Origin of the sequence: Bacillus sp. SIMBA_031 (assembly GCF_046535225.1) — a bacterium.
Taxonomy (GTDB): Bacteria; Bacillota; Bacilli; order Bacillales; family Bacillaceae; genus Bacillus; species Bacillus velezensis.
The window spans coordinates 109,887-130,214 of record NZ_JAWRXC010000006.1 but is presented as its reverse complement, the minus strand read 5'-3'; the positions used below and the strand labels follow the sequence as shown (position 1 = coordinate 130,214).

The 20,328-nt window shown below is 45.5% G+C and carries 17 protein-coding genes; 1 reads left to right on the top strand and 16 read right to left on the bottom strand.

Translation table 11 applies throughout. The features are described 5' to 3' along the window. Nucleotides 1-50: 50 nt before the first annotated feature. The 3 genes from SB724_RS15680 to degQ all read right to left on the bottom strand — a co-directional run bounded on the left by SB724_RS15680 (nt 51) and on the right by degQ (nt 3,764). Entirely contained in the window at nt 51-2,354 is a 2,304-nt protein-coding gene (locus tag SB724_RS15680) for a sensor histidine kinase (protein ID WP_410571835.1), read from the bottom strand. A gap of 152 nt (nt 2,355-2,506) precedes the next feature. Then, complete coding sequence (locus SB724_RS15675; RefSeq protein WP_410571833.1) at nt 2,507-3,493, bottom strand: class 1 isoprenoid biosynthesis enzyme; 987 nt, start codon at nt 3,491-3,493, stop codon at nt 2,507-2,509. A 130-nt stretch (nt 3,494-3,623) separates the two neighbouring features. Next, on the bottom strand, nt 3,624-3,764 hold the full coding sequence (gene degQ, locus SB724_RS15670; RefSeq protein WP_003152043.1) for a degradation enzyme regulation protein DegQ: 141 nt from the start codon (nt 3,762-3,764) through the stop codon (nt 3,624-3,626). A 465-nt stretch (nt 3,765-4,229) separates the two neighbouring features. On the opposite strand from degQ, the gene SB724_RS15665 reads away from it, so the two are divergent. Continuing rightward, nucleotides 4,230-4,571, top strand: a complete 342-nt coding sequence (locus SB724_RS15665) for a YuzC family spore coat inner layer protein (RefSeq protein WP_267543587.1) — start codon at nt 4,230-4,232, stop codon at nt 4,569-4,571. 6 nt (nt 4,572-4,577) lie between these two features. Here the strand turns inward: SB724_RS15665 and SB724_RS15660 are convergent, their stop codons facing one another. The 13 genes from SB724_RS15660 to essC form a co-directional block, all read right to left on the bottom strand. After that, nucleotides 4,578-5,801 (bottom strand): EAL and HDOD domain-containing protein, encoded by a 1,224-nt coding sequence (locus SB724_RS15660; protein WP_410571830.1) that lies wholly within the window; start codon nt 5,799-5,801, stop codon nt 4,578-4,580. A 129-nt stretch (nt 5,802-5,930) separates the two neighbouring features. Continuing rightward, a complete protein-coding gene (locus SB724_RS15655) occupies nt 5,931-7,397 on the bottom strand; it encodes a nicotinate phosphoribosyltransferase (RefSeq protein WP_014418767.1) in 1,467 nt (488 codons plus the stop codon). Between the two features lie 17 nt (nt 7,398-7,414). Further along, a complete protein-coding gene (locus SB724_RS15650) occupies nt 7,415-7,966 on the bottom strand; it encodes a cysteine hydrolase family protein (RefSeq protein ID WP_003152033.1) in 552 nt (183 codons plus the stop codon). A gap of 96 nt (nt 7,967-8,062) precedes the next feature. Beyond that, on the bottom strand, nt 8,063-8,461 hold the full coding sequence (locus tag SB724_RS15645; RefSeq protein WP_003152031.1) for a YueI family protein: 399 nt from the start codon (nt 8,459-8,461) through the stop codon (nt 8,063-8,065). A gap of 65 nt (nt 8,462-8,526) precedes the next feature. Next, a complete protein-coding gene (locus tag SB724_RS15640; protein ID WP_003152028.1) occupies nt 8,527-8,775 on the bottom strand; it encodes a YueH family protein in 249 nt (82 codons plus the stop codon). A 71-nt stretch (nt 8,776-8,846) separates the two neighbouring features. Further along, entirely contained in the window at nt 8,847-9,068 is a 222-nt protein-coding gene (locus SB724_RS15635) for a spore germination protein (protein WP_014418768.1), read from the bottom strand. A gap of 61 nt (nt 9,069-9,129) precedes the next feature. After that, nucleotides 9,130-10,236 carry an AI-2E family transporter gene (locus SB724_RS15630; RefSeq protein ID WP_014418769.1) on the bottom strand — a complete coding sequence of 369 codons (1,107 nt, stop codon included), beginning with the start codon at nt 10,234-10,236 and terminating at the stop codon, nt 9,130-9,132. Nucleotides 10,237-10,371: 135 nt separating this feature from the next. After that, nucleotides 10,372-10,608, bottom strand: a complete 237-nt coding sequence (locus SB724_RS15625; RefSeq protein WP_014418770.1) for a DUF2642 domain-containing protein — start codon at nt 10,606-10,608, stop codon at nt 10,372-10,374. 137 nt (nt 10,609-10,745) lie between these two features. Further along, entirely contained in the window at nt 10,746-11,276 is a 531-nt protein-coding gene (locus tag SB724_RS15620; protein WP_007613450.1) for an HD domain-containing protein, read from the bottom strand. Nucleotides 11,277-11,440: 164 nt separating this feature from the next. Continuing rightward, complete coding sequence (locus SB724_RS15615) at nt 11,441-12,172, bottom strand: (S)-benzoin forming benzil reductase (RefSeq protein WP_007408685.1); 732 nt, start codon at nt 12,170-12,172, stop codon at nt 11,441-11,443. 60 nt (nt 12,173-12,232) lie between these two features. Continuing rightward, on the bottom strand, nt 12,233-12,706 hold the full coding sequence (gene essA / locus SB724_RS15610) for a type VII secretion protein EssA (protein WP_015418112.1): 474 nt from the start codon (nt 12,704-12,706) through the stop codon (nt 12,233-12,235). Nucleotides 12,707-12,713: 7 nt separating this feature from the next. After that, nucleotides 12,714-15,845 carry a type VII secretion protein EsaA gene (esaA, locus tag SB724_RS15605; protein WP_410571827.1) on the bottom strand — a complete coding sequence of 1,044 codons (3,132 nt, stop codon included), beginning with the start codon at nt 15,843-15,845 and terminating at the stop codon, nt 12,714-12,716. Further along, nucleotides 15,842-20,317, bottom strand: coding sequence for a type VII secretion protein EssC (essC, locus tag SB724_RS15600; RefSeq protein ID WP_410571825.1), 4,476 nt, complete (start codon nt 20,315-20,317; stop codon nt 15,842-15,844). Before essC ends, esaA begins: the two co-directional genes overlap by 4 nt. Between the last annotated feature and the right edge of the window lie 11 nt (nt 20,318-20,328).

The following is a 20,328-nucleotide window of genomic DNA, read 5'->3' as shown; positions in this document are numbered from 1 at the left end:
TTTTATTAAAAAGACTTGGCTTCTGCCAAGTCGATTTGGTGATAAATTGGTTACAATTCCATTTCAATATCTACTTTAAAACCGTTTCCTTCACTTGTGTCGATTTTCATCCGTCCGTCAAGCGCCCGGACGCGCTCCTTAATACCCGAAAGACCCATGCTCATCGACTGCCCGCCGCCTTCTTCCTGATTGCATCCGACACCGTCATCTTCATAATGCAGAATCACTTTATTTTGAATGCTGATCAGCATAATCAGCACCTCATTCGCCTGTGAATGCTTCATGGCGTTCGAAAGAAATTCCTGAATGATGCGGTACAAATTCAGCTGCGTATCCAAATCCAGAGCCGCCGTAAACCGGCCCGTATTCAGACGGATATGAAACGGCGCACGCTCCTGCTGCTGCGCGGCAAGCTTGGATACCGCCTTGACCAGACCCAAATCATACAGCAGCTGAGGACGCAGCTCATGGCACGTCTCCCGGGTCATCAAAATGACATCCGACATCTGCTCATTCATCTGATGAAGCTTGTCCTGCACCTCTAACTGGCAAGGCTCCTCTTTCTTAAAATCGGCCAGAAACAGCTCACACTGGCGCTTCAAAGAAATCAAGTCCTGCAGCACCGAATCATGCAGATCACGGGCCAAATCCGAACGCTGCTTTTCCTCGATCGTAAACATCAGCTTTTTGAGCCAGACCGGGTTTGAGCCTTGTTGTTTCAGGTCTTGTAAATGATTCATGAGTTCTTCGATCTGTATCACATTTTCCATAGAGACACTCGTATAGAAAGACAATGTCTTCAGCCATGAAATCTCATCTCGTGTCAGTCTCGGTGTATTAATAGTGGACAAACAAAGCAAAACATAAGAACTTCCCCCGCGTTCTCCTATCTTGATTAAAAAACCGCGGTTTAGCTCAATGATTTTTCCAATCTCTGAAGTAACTTTCTTAAATTCTTTTGAATACATTTCCCAGTCAGGCTCATTTTCCTTTTTATCATGATATAAAATGTCACCCTCAGAGGTAACTTCGAAGACATAAGCTTTACTGACAAGTAGAACATCCAGAATCGTCTTTTTTAGTTCTTTAAACATTTGTTTTAAAGATGTTATGCTTCTGATAAGCTGAGTATATTTGAATATACTATCTTGATAATTAAATTTTTCAGAAAAACGTTTTAACCGAAATTTATAATCCATTACTTCTTTAAAATAAAAAATGACAAATATCATAATAAAGAAAAATACAGTTTGCTGAGCAGGATTCATTTGTATATCTATTGACTCGAACCAAGCTGAAATCCCAACAATAAAAAGGGCTGGAACTAAGGCAAGCAAGCCATAGTACCTCATCCTGCCTAAAATGAATTCAATATCAAAAATTTTGTTAGCTACGAACTGGTATACCAACCCCAATGGGATAAGCACGAGCAGGGATGCCGCTGCCAACGCATCTAATATATAACTTCCTGTCAAAATAATTGGGATTACATAAAAAAGCAAAAAGGGCAAAAAAGAGAGCGTGTTTGTTAAAATTAAAATCTTAAGAATATAAGCATGTTCTGAATACTTGAATTTATACAGATGATAGAAAACAGATATAAATGCATAGAGAGTCACGAAGAAAAACGATACTAAATTTAAATTTGTTGTGAAGTCATATGAATAAATATGTCGAAACGGTTCATTTAAGAGATTAATTATCGGTATGATATATAGAAAAGAAATCAAGCGATTGGCAAATTTTTTACCTAATTCCTTGAAATACTCTTGAATAAACTGGAGATAAAATATAGGTGAGGCAATGAAGGTAAACAAATTTATATATCTGTTAAATTCATGACCTCTTGAGGGACCACCAGCACTCATATAAGCTATTGAGATATCTAACAGGAAGAGAATTAGGACATACCCAGCTATCGATTTTCTGGTTTGACTCACCTTTACAATATAAAATATACATATTAAACTCAAAAAATAAAATACAAGGGGAAGGACAAATAAAAAGTAACTGTAGTATCCATTTAAATTAACAATATCAAAATCATCTAAATGAATTTGCTGTCCATTTCTTTTTATATCTAAGCTCTTAACGTGATAGAGAGTATCCCCTTTTAGATATTTTAAAGATGGTTTTTTATTATTAATTTTGACAATCATATCACCTTGTTTTAAACCTACAAATTTTCCATACGAGGTTTTTGACATTTCAGCAACTTCGAGTACTTTATGCTTATTTTCTACAATTTTCGTGCCTACAATAATTCCATTTATGTTAATAAAAGCGACATAACAAACATAGATAACACTTAAAATAATAATGGATATTGTAAATGGCTTTATAAGCTTCTTCAAGATTTACACCCTTCGCTTATTATTCATTATCCCATTTTTTATTGTCCGCACCCATCATTAAATAATTCTCAAACCCTTTAATGATAATTTGAGTTTGTATAGAGTCATAACCGATAAGGCTAGCTTCATTGCTTTTCAGTTTCTTTAATACATCAGGATAATTCAAAAAATAATTTATTAAATTCTGCATCTTCATCATCCTTCTTATTATTCTTATTATTCAACAAGTGTTTTTTTATTATTTTTATCTTCTTTGTATCTAAATTTAAATTTTCAACTTCAGTTTCACACTTATGCATGTATAGTTGGTATAAAACCGAAACATATTGAGATGCTCCAGAATCATACAGCTTTTGAATAAACTCTTTTTTATTAAGCCGCAGTTGCGAATATAATTTTTGATCCGAGAATATACAAAGCAATTCTTGAGAAGACTTATTAAACAAGCGCTTAAGATATAAATTAATCAATGTATGTTTATCTTTCAGAATATCACTAGTATTATCCTTAAAAATAGCATGATAATCACCGGAAATTTGTTCAAATATCCCTTTATAATAGGAATAACTTTCAACAGACTTATTGAATTCTCCAGTTGCTAAAAGCGTACCAGAAACATTTGCTAACGCAAATAAACTTCCGCATTTTAACTTGATTACCTCTAAACATTCATCTTCTGTCTTTGGTTTATTGATCAAATCATCATGTTGACCCTGCATTGCATCTTGAATATATTTTAATACATACTTAATCACTAAAGGATTCGTACTAATCGAATTAATGCTTTGCAATCCTGCTGTGTATAATGAAAATGCTGCACTTAATGCTAGTGAACGATCTATCTTCATCCAAGGAGCATCTCGATTATCCTCATCTTCCAGATCATCAATTATATCGGAAGTAAGTGTAAGAATTTCAATAGCGGCACCTAAGTTCACTGCGGTTTCTTGATTTTCGCCGTCAAAGATCACATAATGCAAAACAGCTGATTCAGCTAGAGAAAAATTTTTTTTTGGTTCAATAAAACTAAGAAGGAGCTGCATTAGATGTTCATTAAATATGTTCCGCTCTATTATACTCTTCATTCTATTCTTGATTTGGTTGGCATCTAAACACATTTGCTCAATAATTGTCTTCACCCTCCCATTCTATTTTACTAAATGCAGGTGATGAAAGACAGCAGGTTTTTCGTTTTTTAACAATCGTATAATACTTTATCCATGAAATGGATAAAAAATGCACAAAAAAAAGACTTGTTTCCAAGTCTTTTTAAGAAATTTTCATTGCATATGAGAATTTATCGAGCTGATCAATGCTTTTGTTAATGTTTCGTAATGAGTCGGTTGTTTCTCTGATATCATTTTCAAGTCGGAATAATAATTGCTTTACTTCTTCTAATTTGTTTTCCACCGTTTCCACACTCCTTTTTTTGAAAGATCAATGAATTGTGTATGGTGAACGAGTCCTAGGTATTTGATCTGTTACTAATAGTGTAAACGTTTTTGCGGGATTTTTCACCGAAAAGTATGTGTAAAAGTATCTGCGTGACACCGCAAACCGAGGTAATCCCATAGTCCCGAACGGAGCATTTAGCGAACAGGACTATATAACTACCAGAAAGGCAGACGTTTAGGATGAAGCAGACCAATCTGGCGGTTCTGCTGTTTTTTTAACGGTTTTCCGACAAACCGGCAAGGACTATAGTCCCTGCCGTCGCAATTTCAAAACAGAATGGGCGAACAACGTCGCATAACCACCGACAAACACCGAAAAGACCGCAACCCCCGCATTGTGGTCTTTTTGCATGTCATAACTCGTTATCACGCCGCCTATACTCATGTATAACGAATGTTTTCTCAGGAAGGAGGCCCCCGTATGCATTATATGTATCCATGCTTCCCTGTTTGCGCCGCGCCATACCGGAATCCTGCACCCAGTCCTCCGGTTCACGCAGATATTTTGACAGCGTCCGCAAAAGAAGCTGCGGGCATGCTGGAGGATGCGCGCCTGCTCCTTGCGCGTTTGTCGGCGTCAAAAGAGCTTGCGCGCCGCATCCTCACCGCAGCGCAATCATCTGACACCGCAGCGGTCAAGCGGCTCATTAAGCAGACCGGCATCAAAAATGACTTTGACGTGACGTATAATCCCGACGGCATCCGTGTCAGTCTGATCAGAGAGCAAAGCCGGTTTATCATCGCCCTCAGGTGGTCGGCTTAAAGCGGCTCAATCCACGAACAGCTGCCGGCACCATTCGATCGCCTGTAAGTAACATTCATATGCTTCTTCTTTGTTCAGTTCTTTTCCCCACTCGTCACAGTCCCAGTTGTTGCATTCAATGGCTTTGACGAGCGCGAGCATCTTATAATAATCGTTTTCATAACCGAGCAGCGCCTGTCCGACTTCATCGATTAAAGGCAGTTCCTTGATGATATCCTCCAGCTCCCTGTGGAGAAGCGTATCGATGAGCGAAAACATGCCGATCAGCATGTAAGAAGAGGGCTGGGGCCTTCCGGTTCTTTTCGCCAGCAGTTCGCACAGTTTGGCCCTGATTAAGGAAATCTTAATGATTTCTTTTTGGCTTGAGTGGCTTTTCGCCGTTAAATCTCTGAATGAAAGAATGTAAATCAAGCGCTTAATCTCATTCAGCCCGAGCATCATGATGGCCTGCTGGATGCTGTCTATCTTTTTTTTCAGCCTTGTTTGCGATCCGTTTAAAAAACGCAGAATCTGATACGATAAGCTGACGTCCCGCTCTATGTATTCCGTCACGCGCTTTATATTGGGCTGGTCATTGTTTAATTCGCTTAAAAGCTGGTAGTAAGAATGAAAATGAAACGTCAGATCATTTCCGCTGATGACACGCGGTTCACTGAAAAAATATCCTTGAAACAGGTGAAAGCCGTCTATGACCGCCTGTTTATAATCTTTTCTCGTCTCCACTTTCTCCGCTAAATAAATCAGACTTTTACAGCTGTACGTCTGAATGATTTTTTTGCGCTCCAGACGCGAGGATTGCAAAAAGTCGATTTTTAAAATATCAATATATTTCATCAGCTGTTCCACTAACTCTTCATTTTCCGGATTGATGGCGTAAAAATCATCAAGTGCTAATGTATATCCTAATTTCTTCAGCTGTCTGCATCTTGAGATGAGTGCCGGAGTGATCGGTATGTCCTCAAGAATTTCGATAATAAGCTGGTCAGGATCAAAGGAGGTAGGGAGATCTGAAAACATCAGGCTTTCTGTAAAATTCACAAAGCAGCGTTTCCCCTCAGTCAGCTTTTCGATTCCGATGTTGATAAAGCTGTTAATAATGAGATCCGTCGTAGCTTTATCTCCGTCAGCGGCCGAATAACGGTTCTCTTCGCTCTCCCGGTAAAGAAGTTCATAAGCAACAACCTGTTCGTTTCTGTTGAAGATAGGCTGTCTCGCAACAAACACCTTCATTCATTTACCCCCTTAGATGCGGCCTTCGAACATAAGTATATCAAATAATTTGACGAAATTTGTCTAAATGTGAAAAATATTATCACAACAAAAAGGCCTTTCCAGAGAAAGGAAAGGCCGCTTTGTCTTCTATTCAAGTTCCCTTTTCAGCTCGCTTTTGATTTCATGAATCCGCTGCATCTTGTTGCTCCAGCAGTCTTCGCTTAAATCGACCGGATATTCTTCCGGCTTGCTGATCCGTTTGTATTCCTCCCACAGAAGTTTGAGGTTATCCTGCACATATTGCTGGATGTCGGTAATTTCGGGATTATCATAGCATAAAACGCCGTTTTCAAAGATCGGCTCATGCAAGTCTTTCGCATAGAAATCAGTGACGAATTTGCTGACGAACGTGTGGACGGGATGGAACATTTTTAAGCGTTTCTGATCATTTACCCGCTCGTCATAAAGCGCGATATAATCACCTTCCGAGTGGTGATTCAGCTTGTTGATAATCCGGTATACTCTCTTTCTTCCCGGCGTTGTCACTTTTTCAGGGTTTGACGAAATTTTAATGGTGTCGGTCAGTTTGCCGTCTTCTTCAATGGCGACAAGTTTGTAAACCGCGCCGAGAGCCGGCTGATCGTATGCGGTAATCAGCTTCGTGCCGATGCCCCATGTATCGATTTTCGCTCCTTGCGATTTCAGATTTAATATCGTGTGCTCGTCAAGATCGCTTGAAGCAATGACCTTTGCGTCTGTGAAACCCGCTTCATCAAGCATTTCACGCGCTTTTTTTGACAGGTACGCCAAGTCCCCGCTGTCCAGGCGGATGCCGATGAAGTTGATCCGATCGCCGAATTCCTTTGCGACTTTAATCGCATTCGGCATACCCGAACGGATCGTATCGTACGTATCTACGAGAAACACGCAGTCTTTATGGGTCTCCGCATATTTCTTAAATGCCGTATATTCATCGCGGTACGCTTGTACGAGCGCATGAGCGTGCGTGCCGGATACCGGTATATTAAAACGCTTTCCGGCTCTTACATTACTCGTCGCGCTGAAGCCGCCGATCAGAGCAGCTCTCGCTCCCCACATAGCCGCATCCATTTCATGGGCGCGCCGCGTTCCGAATTCGAGGGCGTCTTCGTCACCGACAACGCCTTTAATGCGGGCCGCTTTCGTGGCGATTAATGTTTGGTAATTCACAATGTTAAGCAGAGCCGTCTCAATCAGCTGGGCTTCGATCAGGGGCGCTTCGACCCGCATAATCGGTTCGTTGTTAAAAACGAGCTCGCCTTCTTTCATGCTGTAAAGAGATCCGGTAAAAGAAAGATCCCGTAAATAATCAATGAAATCATCAGCATAGTGCAATTCCGTTTTTAAATAATTCAGATCGCTGTCGGTAAATTTGAAGTTCTCCAAGTATTCGATTGCTTTCTCTAAGCCCGCAAATACCGCATAGCCGTTTTCAAAGGGAAGCTTTCTGAAAAAAAGCTCAAAAATCGCTTTTTTCTCATGAATGCCGTCTCTCCAGTACGTTTCAGCCATATTAATTTGATAAAGATCTGTATGTAAAGACAAACTGTCGTCTTTAAAACCATGCTCCACCAAAATTATTTTCCCCTTCCTTACTCTGCCACTTGCGCTCCGATGCTGTTCTTAAAATGGGACAGGGCCCATTCATGCCCTTCCGGATTAAAGCTGGCCACAGCGTTTTGATGAATGACGATCTGAAAGCCCTTGTTGTAGGCGTCAACCGCCGTGTGAAGAACGCAGATGTCCGTGCACAGGCCCGCAAGATGCAGCTCAGTGATCTGCCGTTCCCGCAGTTTCAGCTCTAAATCCGTTCCCGCAAAAGCAGAATATCTCGTTTTTTCCATATAATTTACGTTTTTTGCGTGTTTATGTTTCTCATAAAGAGGCGATAGCCTTCCGTACAGCTCTTTGCCCTCCGTGCCGTTGATATTATGCGGAGGAAACAGGCGTGTCTCGGGATGAAAGTCATCGTCTGCATCATGCGAATCTACCGCAAAGACAACGTAATCACCGTTTTCTATAAATGCTTGCGTCAAACTGACAATCGTATCTTCAATCTGTCTCGCGGGTTCTCCGCAGGTTAATGCCCCGTTCTCTGCTGCAAAATCATTCGTATAATCAATGCATATAAATGCTTTTTTCATAGCCGGCCTCCCCGCCATTCATATGAAAACCATTATATCCTATCTCCACTTGTAAGTGAATTGGCATTGTAAAATGACAAACGGTGTTTTGCCCTTTTAAGATTTCAGGAGTGAGCGCTGAAAAATGTCATCCTGTACGTAAATGCCGTCAAGGTTCACGGCATAATCGGCGGCAAAAACCAGGCCGAGCGGCGTTTCGAATTGAAGGTCCGATATGACGGAGCTTCGGACACCGGCAAGTGCGGCAAGCTTCATATATGGTGAATAAGCATGATACGGGAGCCTTCCGTTTATATAGAGCACCGCGTCTTTTCGGCTTTTCAGCGCCTGTTTCACTTCTTCATAAGGCTGCTTTTGCAGCACCTGCCCCTTCGTCAGGGCAATGATGACTCTTTCACGCAGCGAGCCTAAAAATAAATGGCGTTCATCCGGTTTCGTCTGCAGAGGGCCGTACATCCCCTGCTGTAAATAAAGGTCAACCGTTTTGTCGCTCATCGGCCTGTCCCTCCTCAGCTTGTTTTACAATTATCTCCCCGGACGGGACGCGGTAAACCGCTTCGTTACATTTCAGCCACCCAATGGGAGATCTTGCCGGCGAGCTCTCCGGCGGGCTCTTCTTCAATCAGCTTGCTGAATGATTGTAAAAGCCGCTGCGCCAGCGCCTTTTTCTCTTCCTCATAGGAAATGATCGTGCTCCACTCAAGTTCCGGAACGGCTACAAGGGTATGCTGTTCTTTTTTATTTTCATGCAGATATACATCACCGATCATTCCGGACTGCACGGTAATATTCGCTTTTCTGATTTTCATAAAAATTCCCCTTTTATAAAGACTGATTCTATTATACTACAAAAAAGCGACAGCCTCCTAAAAGGAGGCTGTCACGCGTTGAACCAATCAGGTTCGTCAAACACATCGATGTCTTCAAAGCGCGTTTTGCTGAATTTATTAGTGACTTTGATAAAATCTCCGGAATGAAACGCCCCTGCCCCCGCGCCTGAGTGGTCAACGGCTTTGGGAGAAATGGCAAACACGTCACCGAAGCTCGCCGCAGCGTCTCCGGCTAAACTCATAATATAAATCGGTCCCACAATTGCAGGCATACCCACACCTCCGCTTTTCTTTACAGCATTTTATGCGCTGCATCGGGAGTTGTGCCCGTTTTTATTTCGGCTTGCGGCTGTCTTCGAGCTTTGACCGCTGACGAAGTTTGATAAGCCGGACGATATTTAAGACGAAAGCTTTTAAAACCGCGTAAACCGGCACGGCCAGAATCATTGCGAGAATGCCGCCGAAACTGCCCGCTCCGATAAGCAGAAGAATAATGGTGAGCGGGTGGGTATTCAGCCGTTTCCCGATGACAAGCGGAGAAAGCAGGTTCCCGTCAAGCTGCTGGACGACAACGACAACAATAACGGCAAACAGCGCCTTAGCCGGCGAATCCATAAACGCGATAATCACCGCGGGCGCCGCCCCGAGAAACGGCCCCAGGTACGGAATGATATTGGTGACGGCGATCACCATCCCGAGAATTAACGCATACTGCAGGCCGATGATCCAATATCCGATAAAGCATGCCGTTCCGACAAAGAGACAAATCAGCAGCTGGCCTTGGAAATAGGCGGCCAATGTGACATATAAGTCGTTAAATATTTTCCTGCCTTCCGCCCGGTAGGAAGAAGGCAGGATTTTGACCGCCAAGAGCGGAAACCGCCGGCCGTCCTTCAGCATATAAAACAAAATGAACGGAACGGTGATCACGACAAGCGTGATATTCGTAACGACGCCGAACACGGCCGACAGGCTTGCCGTAATATTTTGCGGAAGGCTTTGTAAAAATCCCGTCAGAGACTGCTGGATTTTTTCTATCGACACATAATCCTGCGTCATCATCCACGTAAACCATTTGGAATGGGATAATTGCGCCGTCAAGACTTGAATCTGATGAATGTAATCAGGGAAATTGTTAATCAGCCCCGTGACCTGGGAAGCCACAATCGGTCCGATGGCGGTGAACATAAAGGCAATCAGGCCGATGAAAACGAGATAAATGAGCAGGATCGCCAATGTCCGGGGGATTTTTTTCTCAAGCAGGCGCACGATCGGATTAAAAATGAAAAACAAAATGCCCGAGATCAAAATCGGGAAAAACAGAGTGGTGATAAAACCGAAAAACGGCTGAAAAATAAACGAGACTTTCGTTGATACGTAAATAATGAGCAAAACGAGCAAAATTTGCAGCGTCCAAAAATGGACCTTTGATTTCAACAAGCGGTTTCCTCCTATTGTTATGTGAACTTGTACTGTGATTGTACCAAAAAAAGCCGCCGTGCATCTATGTATCTCAAAAAGAAGACGCACCGGGGTTCTATAGGGCCGCCTCCGGTTTGCGCCTTATTCGGGCTGCTACACGCGTTCGGTATAATCAGGCATGACGGAAACCACATGGCGGTTTCTGATATAAAATACACGGTCATGCGTTTCTTCAATGGCGATGTGATCCGGAGTGGCATCAATCAGCCGTCCTCTGATAATGCGTCTGACGGTTTGAATAATAAACCTTGAGCCGATAAGCTTATGGATGGTCTGATAAACGTAAGGGTCCACTAACGAGACGATTTGCGGGCTTCCTTGATGGGCCATTTTCGCTGATCCCCTTTACTATGTTTTCCTTCAGCATATGCAGCGGACAAAGGCTTTGACACAGTACGTCTATCGGAGCGGAAAAGGTGTTAGTGAGCATGCGGAGTTATGTAAGCGGAAAAGGCCGCATGAGTGGCCTAGACTGAGCTTCTTATGGGATATTGGGCTTGGTCAATTAACTGATCAAGCTTTTGGATTTGTTTGAGCGCGGCTGTGTGATCCATTTGGCGGTAATGGTGATGTCCGCCGGGTTCTTCATCGAGTTCATCCGCTTGTTTCACGATTTGCTGGAGCGTATTCTTGTCCAGTTCGCCTTCAGGCAGATAGGAATCGGTGTGAAGCAGAATCGCCAGCGCAATGTCCTTCGCCGCCTTCGGTTCTTCACCGAGCCGGATGAGCAGCTTATGCGCCCGTTCCGCGCCTTTAATGGCATGGATATCGTTTCTTCTGTACTTTTCATAATCCCATTTGCCGTCTGTGTACCATTCATAATGGCCGACGTCATGCAGTAAAGCCGCTTTCGCCGCAAGATCCGGGCTGACACCTGCTTTTACGGCAAGACGGTATGCATGAAACGCGCAGGCGATCGCATGGGCGACACCGGAACGCTGTAAATACTTTTGTGCGATTGGATGGGTGAAGACATCCATTAACGTTACATTTCTCATGGAAACCCCTCCTTATTTATATTTTTAGAATCCTAACATAAATCGAGAAGAAACTCAATTCATCTGATACATTTCTTATACCCCTTATACGTTGTTTCATTCATCATATGCCGCCGGACTCCGAAGTGATTGTACAAACAAAAAAGAGCAGCGTGAACGCTGCTCTACAAAAATTCTTTGATATCGTATATCCGTCCGTTTTCCGGCTCGCCCGCGATCAGTGAGTGAATGACGCCGGCGATGTATTCAGGACTTCTGAGGTTTTTCGTTTCTTTCAGATTGCGGAACCGTTCGATGTCATGGAAATCTTCTTTTGACGAAGAACGGATGACAGCCTGCATGTCTGTATCCATCACTCCCGGCGAGAATGAGATCATGCGGACCGGCAGCTCTTCATCTTCCTGTTCAAACCCGAATGTTCTCGTAAACATATCAAGCCCCGCTTTTGAGCTGCAATACGCGCTCCAGCCTTTATAAGGATTTTTCGCCGCACCCGATGTGATGTTGACAATTGTTTTGCTGCCGCTGAACGCTTCGAAACGCTTTGTGAACATTTGGCTGAGCAAAACGGGCGCCGTCAGATTAAGGGTGTAATGACGGTTCAATTCTTCGGCGGAAGCCTCTTTCGCCCGCTTGATCGGTTCCACCATTCCGGCATTGTTGATCAGTGTGACAGCGGAGTACCCCTTCTCCTCTGCTTGATCAAGAATCGCCTTCATCTGCCGCCCGGTATCTGCCAGATCGGTTAAATCAACACTGTATTCTGTCAGCCCCTCGCGCTTTTCCCCGCTTATCGTTCTTGAAAGCGCGGCGACTTCGGCTCCTTCTTGAAGCGCCTGTTCCGTAAGCGCCCGGCCCAAGCCTTTTGACGCGCCTGTTATAAGAAAAAACTGCATGAAACTCCTCCTTTTTTTCTTATTTTACGGGCTGTCTTCCCGCAAACACAAGCGATCCGTTTACCGCTTTGCCTTTTCCTGCGCCGTGACTTTCGGGATCAGATAGATCATCGCCGCAATCCCGAGGAGGATCAAGACGGCATATATGACAGGCAGCAGATAAGAAGTCTTTTTCTCTTCCGTTTCCATATCTGCCGAGGTATGCCGCACCGCAGGCTCGGCAAATGTGATACCCAGTTTTTTCGATTGCGCTTTGATCGTATTCGGCTCCGTGTCTGACGATGTAAACAACTTTGATATCAGTTTGTCATCCGGGTTTTCGGCCGGCTGATCAAACGTGATATCCTTCTGTTCTTTCGGAAGCGCCGTTTTTTCCTCAGAGTAGGCATCGTCGTGCAGGTAATCCGTACGAATTTCAATGTCTTTCTTTTCATATTCATTCGGCTTGACATCAGTATTTTCCTCATTCGCGGCTGCGGCTTGGGGAAGGAAAAGGAAAAAGGAGAGAGCAAACAGCAGCAATCCTTTTTCCATGAACGTGTTACGCCTCATAAGACTGATCACTTTCCTCCGTTTTTTCCGCAAACAGCCGAATGACGAGCGGAAGCGCCGCCGCAATCAGCGTAATGATCGCAAGAACCGTTACCCCCATCGCAAACAGATGGCCCGTTCCGTATTGAATATCGATATAGACTTTCGAAACCGGACTGTCAAAGGTGAAGTTCGGCATAATCAGGTCGATCAAAGGCGCCACATAAAAGAGAATGAGCGCTGATGATGCGATCCATCCGGTAATCGAGCCGAAGACAAAGGCTGCCCGGATAAAAGCTGAACTTGCCGCAAGCAAGAGAATCGTAAAGACTGACCATTTAATCGTCTGATCGTCCGGAAGCGAGTAGATATTCAGACCGAACAGACTGATCATCAATCCGACCATAATGTTTAAAATCCCAAAGAGCGCGCCTTTGACAAGAAGCGGCGCCTGCTGATAATACGAGCTGAAATAGCCGATCAGAAGACTGCTGATCAGGACGATCACCAAAATGACGACCGGCGGAACATTCTGAACCCGGTCTTCCGGCACCTCTCCGCTGATTTTAAGCGGGTTGGCGAGATAATCGTAAACGTAGCCGTTTTCCTGTCCGTCAACGAGCGCGTTCCCTAAAATGCCGTACACGTCATTTCTGATCAATTTCGTGGAATTGACGTTTTTGCCCCAGTTGCTGTTCAGGGTGTCCGCTTTTTGCTGGACGTCATTTACGCTTTGCTGCATATTGTCGGTATAGCTGATGATGCCGGACTGGCGTTCTGACAGATGGCCCATCGTGTCAGACATTTGCAGGACTTCGCGGCCGACGGTATCCTGAGCGCCGAGCGCCATCGTTCCGGTTAATCCGTCTCCGCTGAACGCGGCCGCTTCCTGCACGGCACCTTCAGCCAGCTGATCGGATGCTTTCGCCGCGCTGTCTGAAATGCTGGCGAGCTCATCGAGCACCCCGGCTTGTTCATCTCTGATATAGGTACTGTAGTTATCCGAGAATTCGGTCATGCCTTTAATGAAATTGCTGATGTCTTCATCTGTCTGCATCTTGTTATTTTTCAGGTTTTCCCAGCTTGCCGTTTCCACCGGTTTGATGGCGAGAACGGTTTGAACTTCGCCTTGCTGGGCTTTCAGCACCCTGTTTTTCACATCAGGCAGCGAGCCCGCGTCAAGAGAGTGATAGAGTGTCGCCTCATACAGAGATAAATCATTATAGTAACTCATTAAATCTGATATCTTTTTTGTATTGATGTCAGCGGCAAATATCTGTTCAAGAGCAGATTTGCGGCCGCTATCCAATGACGGGTAGTTCAAAATGTTCTGTTCTGTTCTTACAATCAATCTGTAAACGGTATTGAAGTCTTGTTTTCTCTTTTCTTCCAATTCCTCTAGCTTTTTCTTTGCACGTTTTTTGACGTCATCAATCTTGTCTTGAAGGCCTTGGATTTCTTCATCAAGAGCATCGAGACGTTTTTTCAGTTCTTCATTATGAGTCTGCTGTTTTTCTTCCAGCTCTTTTTCAATTTGCTGAATCCGCTCTGCGGCTTGGTTCAGCCTTTCTTTCGCCTCAGATATGTCTGTGCCGCCGTCCCCTTCAGAATCGTTCGGATCGTCCGCCGGCTCATCAGCAGGCGGAGTGACGTTTTTAGCGGCTGTCGCGGTCTGGACGGTTTTTGGCTCCTGATCGCCTGTGTTATCGGAAGCAGGCTGCTCTTCTTTTCTGCCGTCTTCCGTTTTTCCGTCTTCTCCGGGATTCGTTCCGTTATTCAGATCGGTATCGCCGGAGTTTTCACCGTCATCGCCTTGGCCCGGGTTTTCGGGTTCCGGTTTTTCTTTTTCCGGTTCTTTTAATCCGTCAGAAATGTGATTGATTTCAGCGGAGATGCGTTTTAACTCGTCACGCTGATCGTCAAGGTCAATTTTCAGATCGCCGGGTTTTTCTTCTTCCGGTTTTTCTTCTTCCGGTTTTTCTTCTTCTTTCGGTTCATCCGAGCCGTCATCCCCCGGGTCCTTTTCCGGAACGGTTAATGCCTGCCGATCCCTTTTCATAAGGGTTTGGATGCTGTTCAATGTTTCAAATCTTGCTTGAGCTTTATATTGAGCCAAATAATTGTCCAGTAAATTGGATTGAATATTCGCCATCCCGTGTTCCTGCTCAGGAACCTGCGCTTCTCTCACCTGTTGGGCGGCAAGAAGAGCCGATCCCGTCTGGTCAAGCTGTGTCTGCGCCCGGTTTATGCCGGAGGACAGCCCGCTCATCATCGTGCTGAACTGGTTGGCGGCCTGCTGCGCTTTAATGGCATTCAGTCCGGTTGTGATTTGCTTTTGATTTTGTTCCTGCGCGGCCATCAGCAGTTTTTTCTGATTTTCTTGATATTGTTTATAGCGCTCGACCGTATCGGCAAAGTCTTTGAGCGTGGTTTTGGCTTCATCTGCCGAGGTCAATTTTTCTTTTGCCGCGCCCTGCGCTTCATTCATTGATTTTTTCAGTTCGTCAATCATATCTTTTTGCCGTTTGATTTCACCTGCCAAGTCATTGGAGCTCGGCTTGTAAAAGTTGTACATGACGTTTTGAAACTCTGATTCTTTATTGACGATCTTGTCAAAATCGCCTCGGACATTGTTCACTTTTTGTGAGACGAAATTCCAATATAATGCCGACATTTTTTTGTTCATTGATTTTTGGGCGTCTTCTAGCTCACGCTGCACCTTTTCTTTGTTGACGGCGTTCAGGTTGCTTTGAATATTGAATGTCAGCGTGGCTTTTTGCGGGCGCTCCTTGTCATAGCTTAAGATGTCTTTTGAAAAATCGGAGGGAATGTAAACGACGGCGTCATACTTCTTAGCCGCCAGACCGTTTTCAGCCGCGCTCCTGTTGACAACCGTCCATGAATAATCCGGACGGCCGCCGAGAGCGGCCGCTACTTCTTTGCCGAAATGGACGGATTCCTCTTCCTCATTTTCATCTGTTTGTAAGCCCATATCTTCATTCACGACTGCGATTTGGCGGGTGGCGTTGATTTTTTGTTTTCCCGGGTCATCGCCGATAAACCGGAAAAACAGCACCGGCAGCAGCAGAATGATGACGACCGCGGCTATTAATTTGATCAGGCTTTTTCGTTGTTCAGTCATCTGACGGCCTCCCTTTCCGCTGAACATAAAGGTATTTGGATTTTTTGCTCCTTCCCGTTTTCAACCAAATAGCCGAAGCCCGGCTGAATGTCCGGTTCCTGCCTTTGGTAAGGCAGCGGAATGACATTTTGTTCGGATTTTTTCACAAGCAGCATCGCGTGGCGGATCTGTTTCATTTCCGTCGTTAAGGAATCATAGCCTTTTGAGAATTCGCTGTGATTGCCCGCCGGGATAAAACTGAAGCCCACATGCGCGTACGATTTCATAAACATCGCCAGTTTGTCCTGAATGGCGGTGTCGATCGTCTGCTGGAATCTTGTAATACCGTCGGCCATTAACACGACCGGAGAGAAACTGAGTTTGTGCACATCGCCATTTTTGACGGCCTGCGCATACTGAGCTTCGCGCTCCGTGAAAATGGCTTCTGCCGTTTCGATCCACTGCCGGACGTCTTCTTTTGTGTCCAGATAGCTGACCTTTGTTTCCTGCGCATACTGCGACAGTCCGCGGTCAATCGAGTCAAACAGCCCCACCCGTTCCGTACCTTCACGCAGCAGGTGATTCAGCATCACTTTCAGAATGTTTGTTTTTCCACGCTGTGTCTGGCCCAAAATAAGACAATGTTTATTTTTGCCCAGATCAAAGTACACAGGGCTGACCTTTTCCTCATGAAGCCCGACAGGAATGCGGAACGGTTCTTGATCCGGGCCGAGACGGAGTGAAAATTCGCCGGCCGTCAGCCTATCCGGAAGCATCGGAATCGGGTCTGGGCCGGCTGTTCCGGCGTGGCGCTCAGCTAAAGCTTTGACATCATCTTTCAGCGCCTGGAACATCTCGAGGTCATTTTCCGCTTCAGCCGGAAGACACATTTGCGCGAAATACAGTTCTTCTTTTTGGATCATGACGCGGCCCGGGATCGGTTCGAGACTGAACGGCGGACGCCCGTAAATGGAGTATCCTTCTGACTGATCCATTAAATAATGGACGACTTTCGTTTTTATGTTGTTTAACAGCGACTGGCGGACGGCGTTTACCCTCGTTGCGGTCAGCAGGAAGTAAATGCCTAAGCTTTGCCCGTCGCGTGAAATCTGGATAAATTCCGTTTCTAATTCATGCATTTCATCTTTGACGATGTCGAAATTGTCAATTGTGATAAATATAAACGGCAGCTCTTCTTCACTGAGCGAATTGTACATTTTGATATGGCTGACTTCTTTTTCTCTGAACAGCCGTTTCCGCCGCTCGATTTCTTCCTTGATGCGGATCATGAATTTTTCGATCTTTCTCATTTGATCCATTAAGAAATAGTCTGCGGTGTGCGGAAGCTTTGCCAATGGCAAAAGCGTGCCGTTTCCGAAATCAAAGATGTACATATGAAGCTCTTCCGGCGTGTATCCTTCCGCGAAGTTCATCAGGAAGGTGATGGCAGCCACTGACTTGCCGTAGCCGGATGAGCCGAAAATGCCGATGTTGCCGTCATCCATCATCGTATAAGCGAGAGGCGCCTGTCTTTGCTGATCAGGCTCATCAACGCAGGCGATAAAGAAGCGGTCTTTTTCCTGCGCGGGGTAAAGCGTGCGCGGGATACGTTCGGCAAGCGGCGGAAGCCACGGGCTCGGCAGCTTTTCAATGCCCATTTCATTTTGAATCCGCTCGATTTCTTCGACTACGGCTTCTATTTCTGCCGGGGCGTCTTTTTTCGCCGCATCATCCGCGTCCACCTCAGACAGCGGAATTAAGCCGGTGTCGGTAACGATGGCAATGTCATCCTCGGTGCCGTATACATCTTCCATGTAAGGGGCGCCGCTCCAGGCAGACTGGAACTGCTCATACACTTCGTTATTTCCGACTTGCAAGTAGCCGCGTCCGGTGACCGTAATATTCGCCGCATCACTGTTTTTCAGGATTTCTTTACTGTCACTTGCATCCTGCACTTTCAGCGCGACCTTAAAGCGTGAGTTGCTCCATATTTGGTCGTCAATGATGCCGCCCGGCTTTTGCGTGGCGAGAATTAAATGCACACCAAGGCTCCGTCCGATGCGGGCCGCGCTGACAAGCTCCCTGATAAAGTCAGGCTCTTCGCTTTTCAGCTCGGCGAATTCATCTGAAATCAAAAACAGGTGCGGCATCGGAATATCCGTTTCTCCCTGTTTATACAGCTTTGTATAGTCATTGATGTGATTGACGCGATATTGATCGAACAGCCGCTGCCGTTTTTTCAGCTCGCTCTTAATGGATGCAAGCGCCCTGATACTGAAGTTTCTGCTTCCTTCAATATTCGTGATGGTCCCGAGAAGGTGCGGCATTTTGCGGAACGGCTGCGCCATTCCTCCGCCCTTATAGTCAATCAGCAAAAACGCCGCTTCATGCGGGTGAAAGTGAACGGCCAATGACAGGATGTACGTTTGCAGAAATTCACTTTTCCCGGAGCCGGTCGTTCCCGCCAGCAATCCGTGCGGCCCGTGCGCTTTTTCATGCAGGTTTAAATAGACGATGTCGTCTTTTCCTTTATAGCCGATCGGAACAGCCAGCGATTTTGCAGACTCACTTGTCTCCCACTTCTGCCTGATGCCGATTTCTTTTACTTCCTTCGCATGAAACAGCTCCAGAAATGAGACCGTTTCAGGAATGGAATTCGTCATTCCGACCTGATGGTGCAATGTCCGAAGCGTCCGGGAAAACCGCTCGTTGTTTGTCCATTCATGCCTGTCCAGCTTAAACGGGATCTGCACCGCTTTTTTCTGCTGAATGAGAATGTCTCCCTCATCTTCATTAATGTAGCGGACGAGGGTGTGAATGTTTTCCGCCAGGCTTTCCTTCGTTTCCGCGGCGATGATTGCCGAGATGCCGAGATGCTCATGCCGGCCTTCGATGTATTCTAAAATGACGTGCTCTGCGATCAGCTGCTGATTTGTGATGACAAAGACAAAATGCGGCTGGAAGATCTTCTTTTCTTTATCTTCTTCCAAATCCCGCTCCCGCAGCAGCTCGTAAATGGACGATAACAATTGATCGCGGGTCTGTTCATTGTAAATAAATCCTTTCGCGTACATATGAGGCAGCTGAAATTGCGGCAGCCACTTCATCCATTCCCATTCCTTATATTCGTCCTCATGAAAGATAAAGACAAATCGCAGGTCATGGTAGCTGTTGAAGAACGCGAGCTGGCCGATCAGCTGGTGAATTTCATTTTTGACGATCTGAGGTTTCCCGACAAGCCCCATCGGCCCTTCTTGTAAATCAACGGTTACGGGCGCATGGCGGATATCTTTATACACACGCTGCATGTGCTGCGACTGCTCCATCAAATCATCCACATCACGGTTCGCAAGGTCTCCGCCGCTCATTGAAATCTCGTAGCTTGCCGGGACCGTGCCCGTTCCGAGCCGAAGCATCAGAAAATCCCTGCTTTCCAGCGATTTCTCCCAAATGCGGCCGCTGATTTCAGAGGTGAAATATTTCATTTTTTCAAACGGGGGAAAATGATGCGTCAGCACTTGCAGCTGTTTTTCCGACAGCGCCTGAAGTTCTTTCCGTTTGTTTTCCAAATACTGCTTGTACACACGCTCCCGCTTCTCCTCCCGTTTTTTCCGCTGGTTTTTTTCACGGAAATACTGCACGGTGGAGGTAATGAGAGTCATCATAAACATCGCCAAAGAGACAAGGATGAAAATGCCCCTCGGCTGTATAATGGCGACAACCCCCATTACAATCAGCATGACCAAAGGAGGCAGAATGACGAGCCACAGCCCCCTGTTATTCTGTTCGCTTTCCTGCGAGGGAAAGCTGAATGAAACGCGGTCTTCTGGAAGATCGTAGACCATGCGCGGCGTTCTTCGATATAGCGGGTATTTCTTTTTCGTTTCGGTGCTTGGTTTTACCGTTTTGGTTAAACCGGTTTGGAGCTTTTCGTGATGAACGATTTCTAAAAGGTCGTCCTCCGTCAGCCTCACACGCAGAAAATTCCACAGCAGCTCATCTCCCGTGCGGAGCCTTTCGGGAGCTTCTGCAAGCTTTCCGTTCACATAAACGTCCTGGCCATCAGGGACGACAGACCAGCATCCTCCCGACTTTCGCAGATAAAAAGCCCCTGTTTGAGCGGAGGACGGCTCTTTGTATATATCCGCTTCCTCTGTTTCTGATGAGAAAACGATCTCATCCTTCCCGCCGATAAAATAAACGGAGGATTCTTCTTTGTCAGGGGTGAGCAGAAGCCGCATCGTTTCTTCTTCAATCCGGCAGGGCATTTCATTTCCTATTGTCAATTCGCCGGCACAGTTATTTCCCAGGAAAACATCATAACGATCTGTTTCTTTTCGATAAAGGGTTGCGGCGTTTTGCCGTAACGGAAGTGTGCCGACCGTGATTGTATCTTTCATATCCGGACCGATCGTAATCGGCTGAGACGGCGGGAGTTCAGACAGCTGAACCTTTTGTACGTGCTCTCGGTAAAAAACCCATAACAGACTCATATGGCGAACCT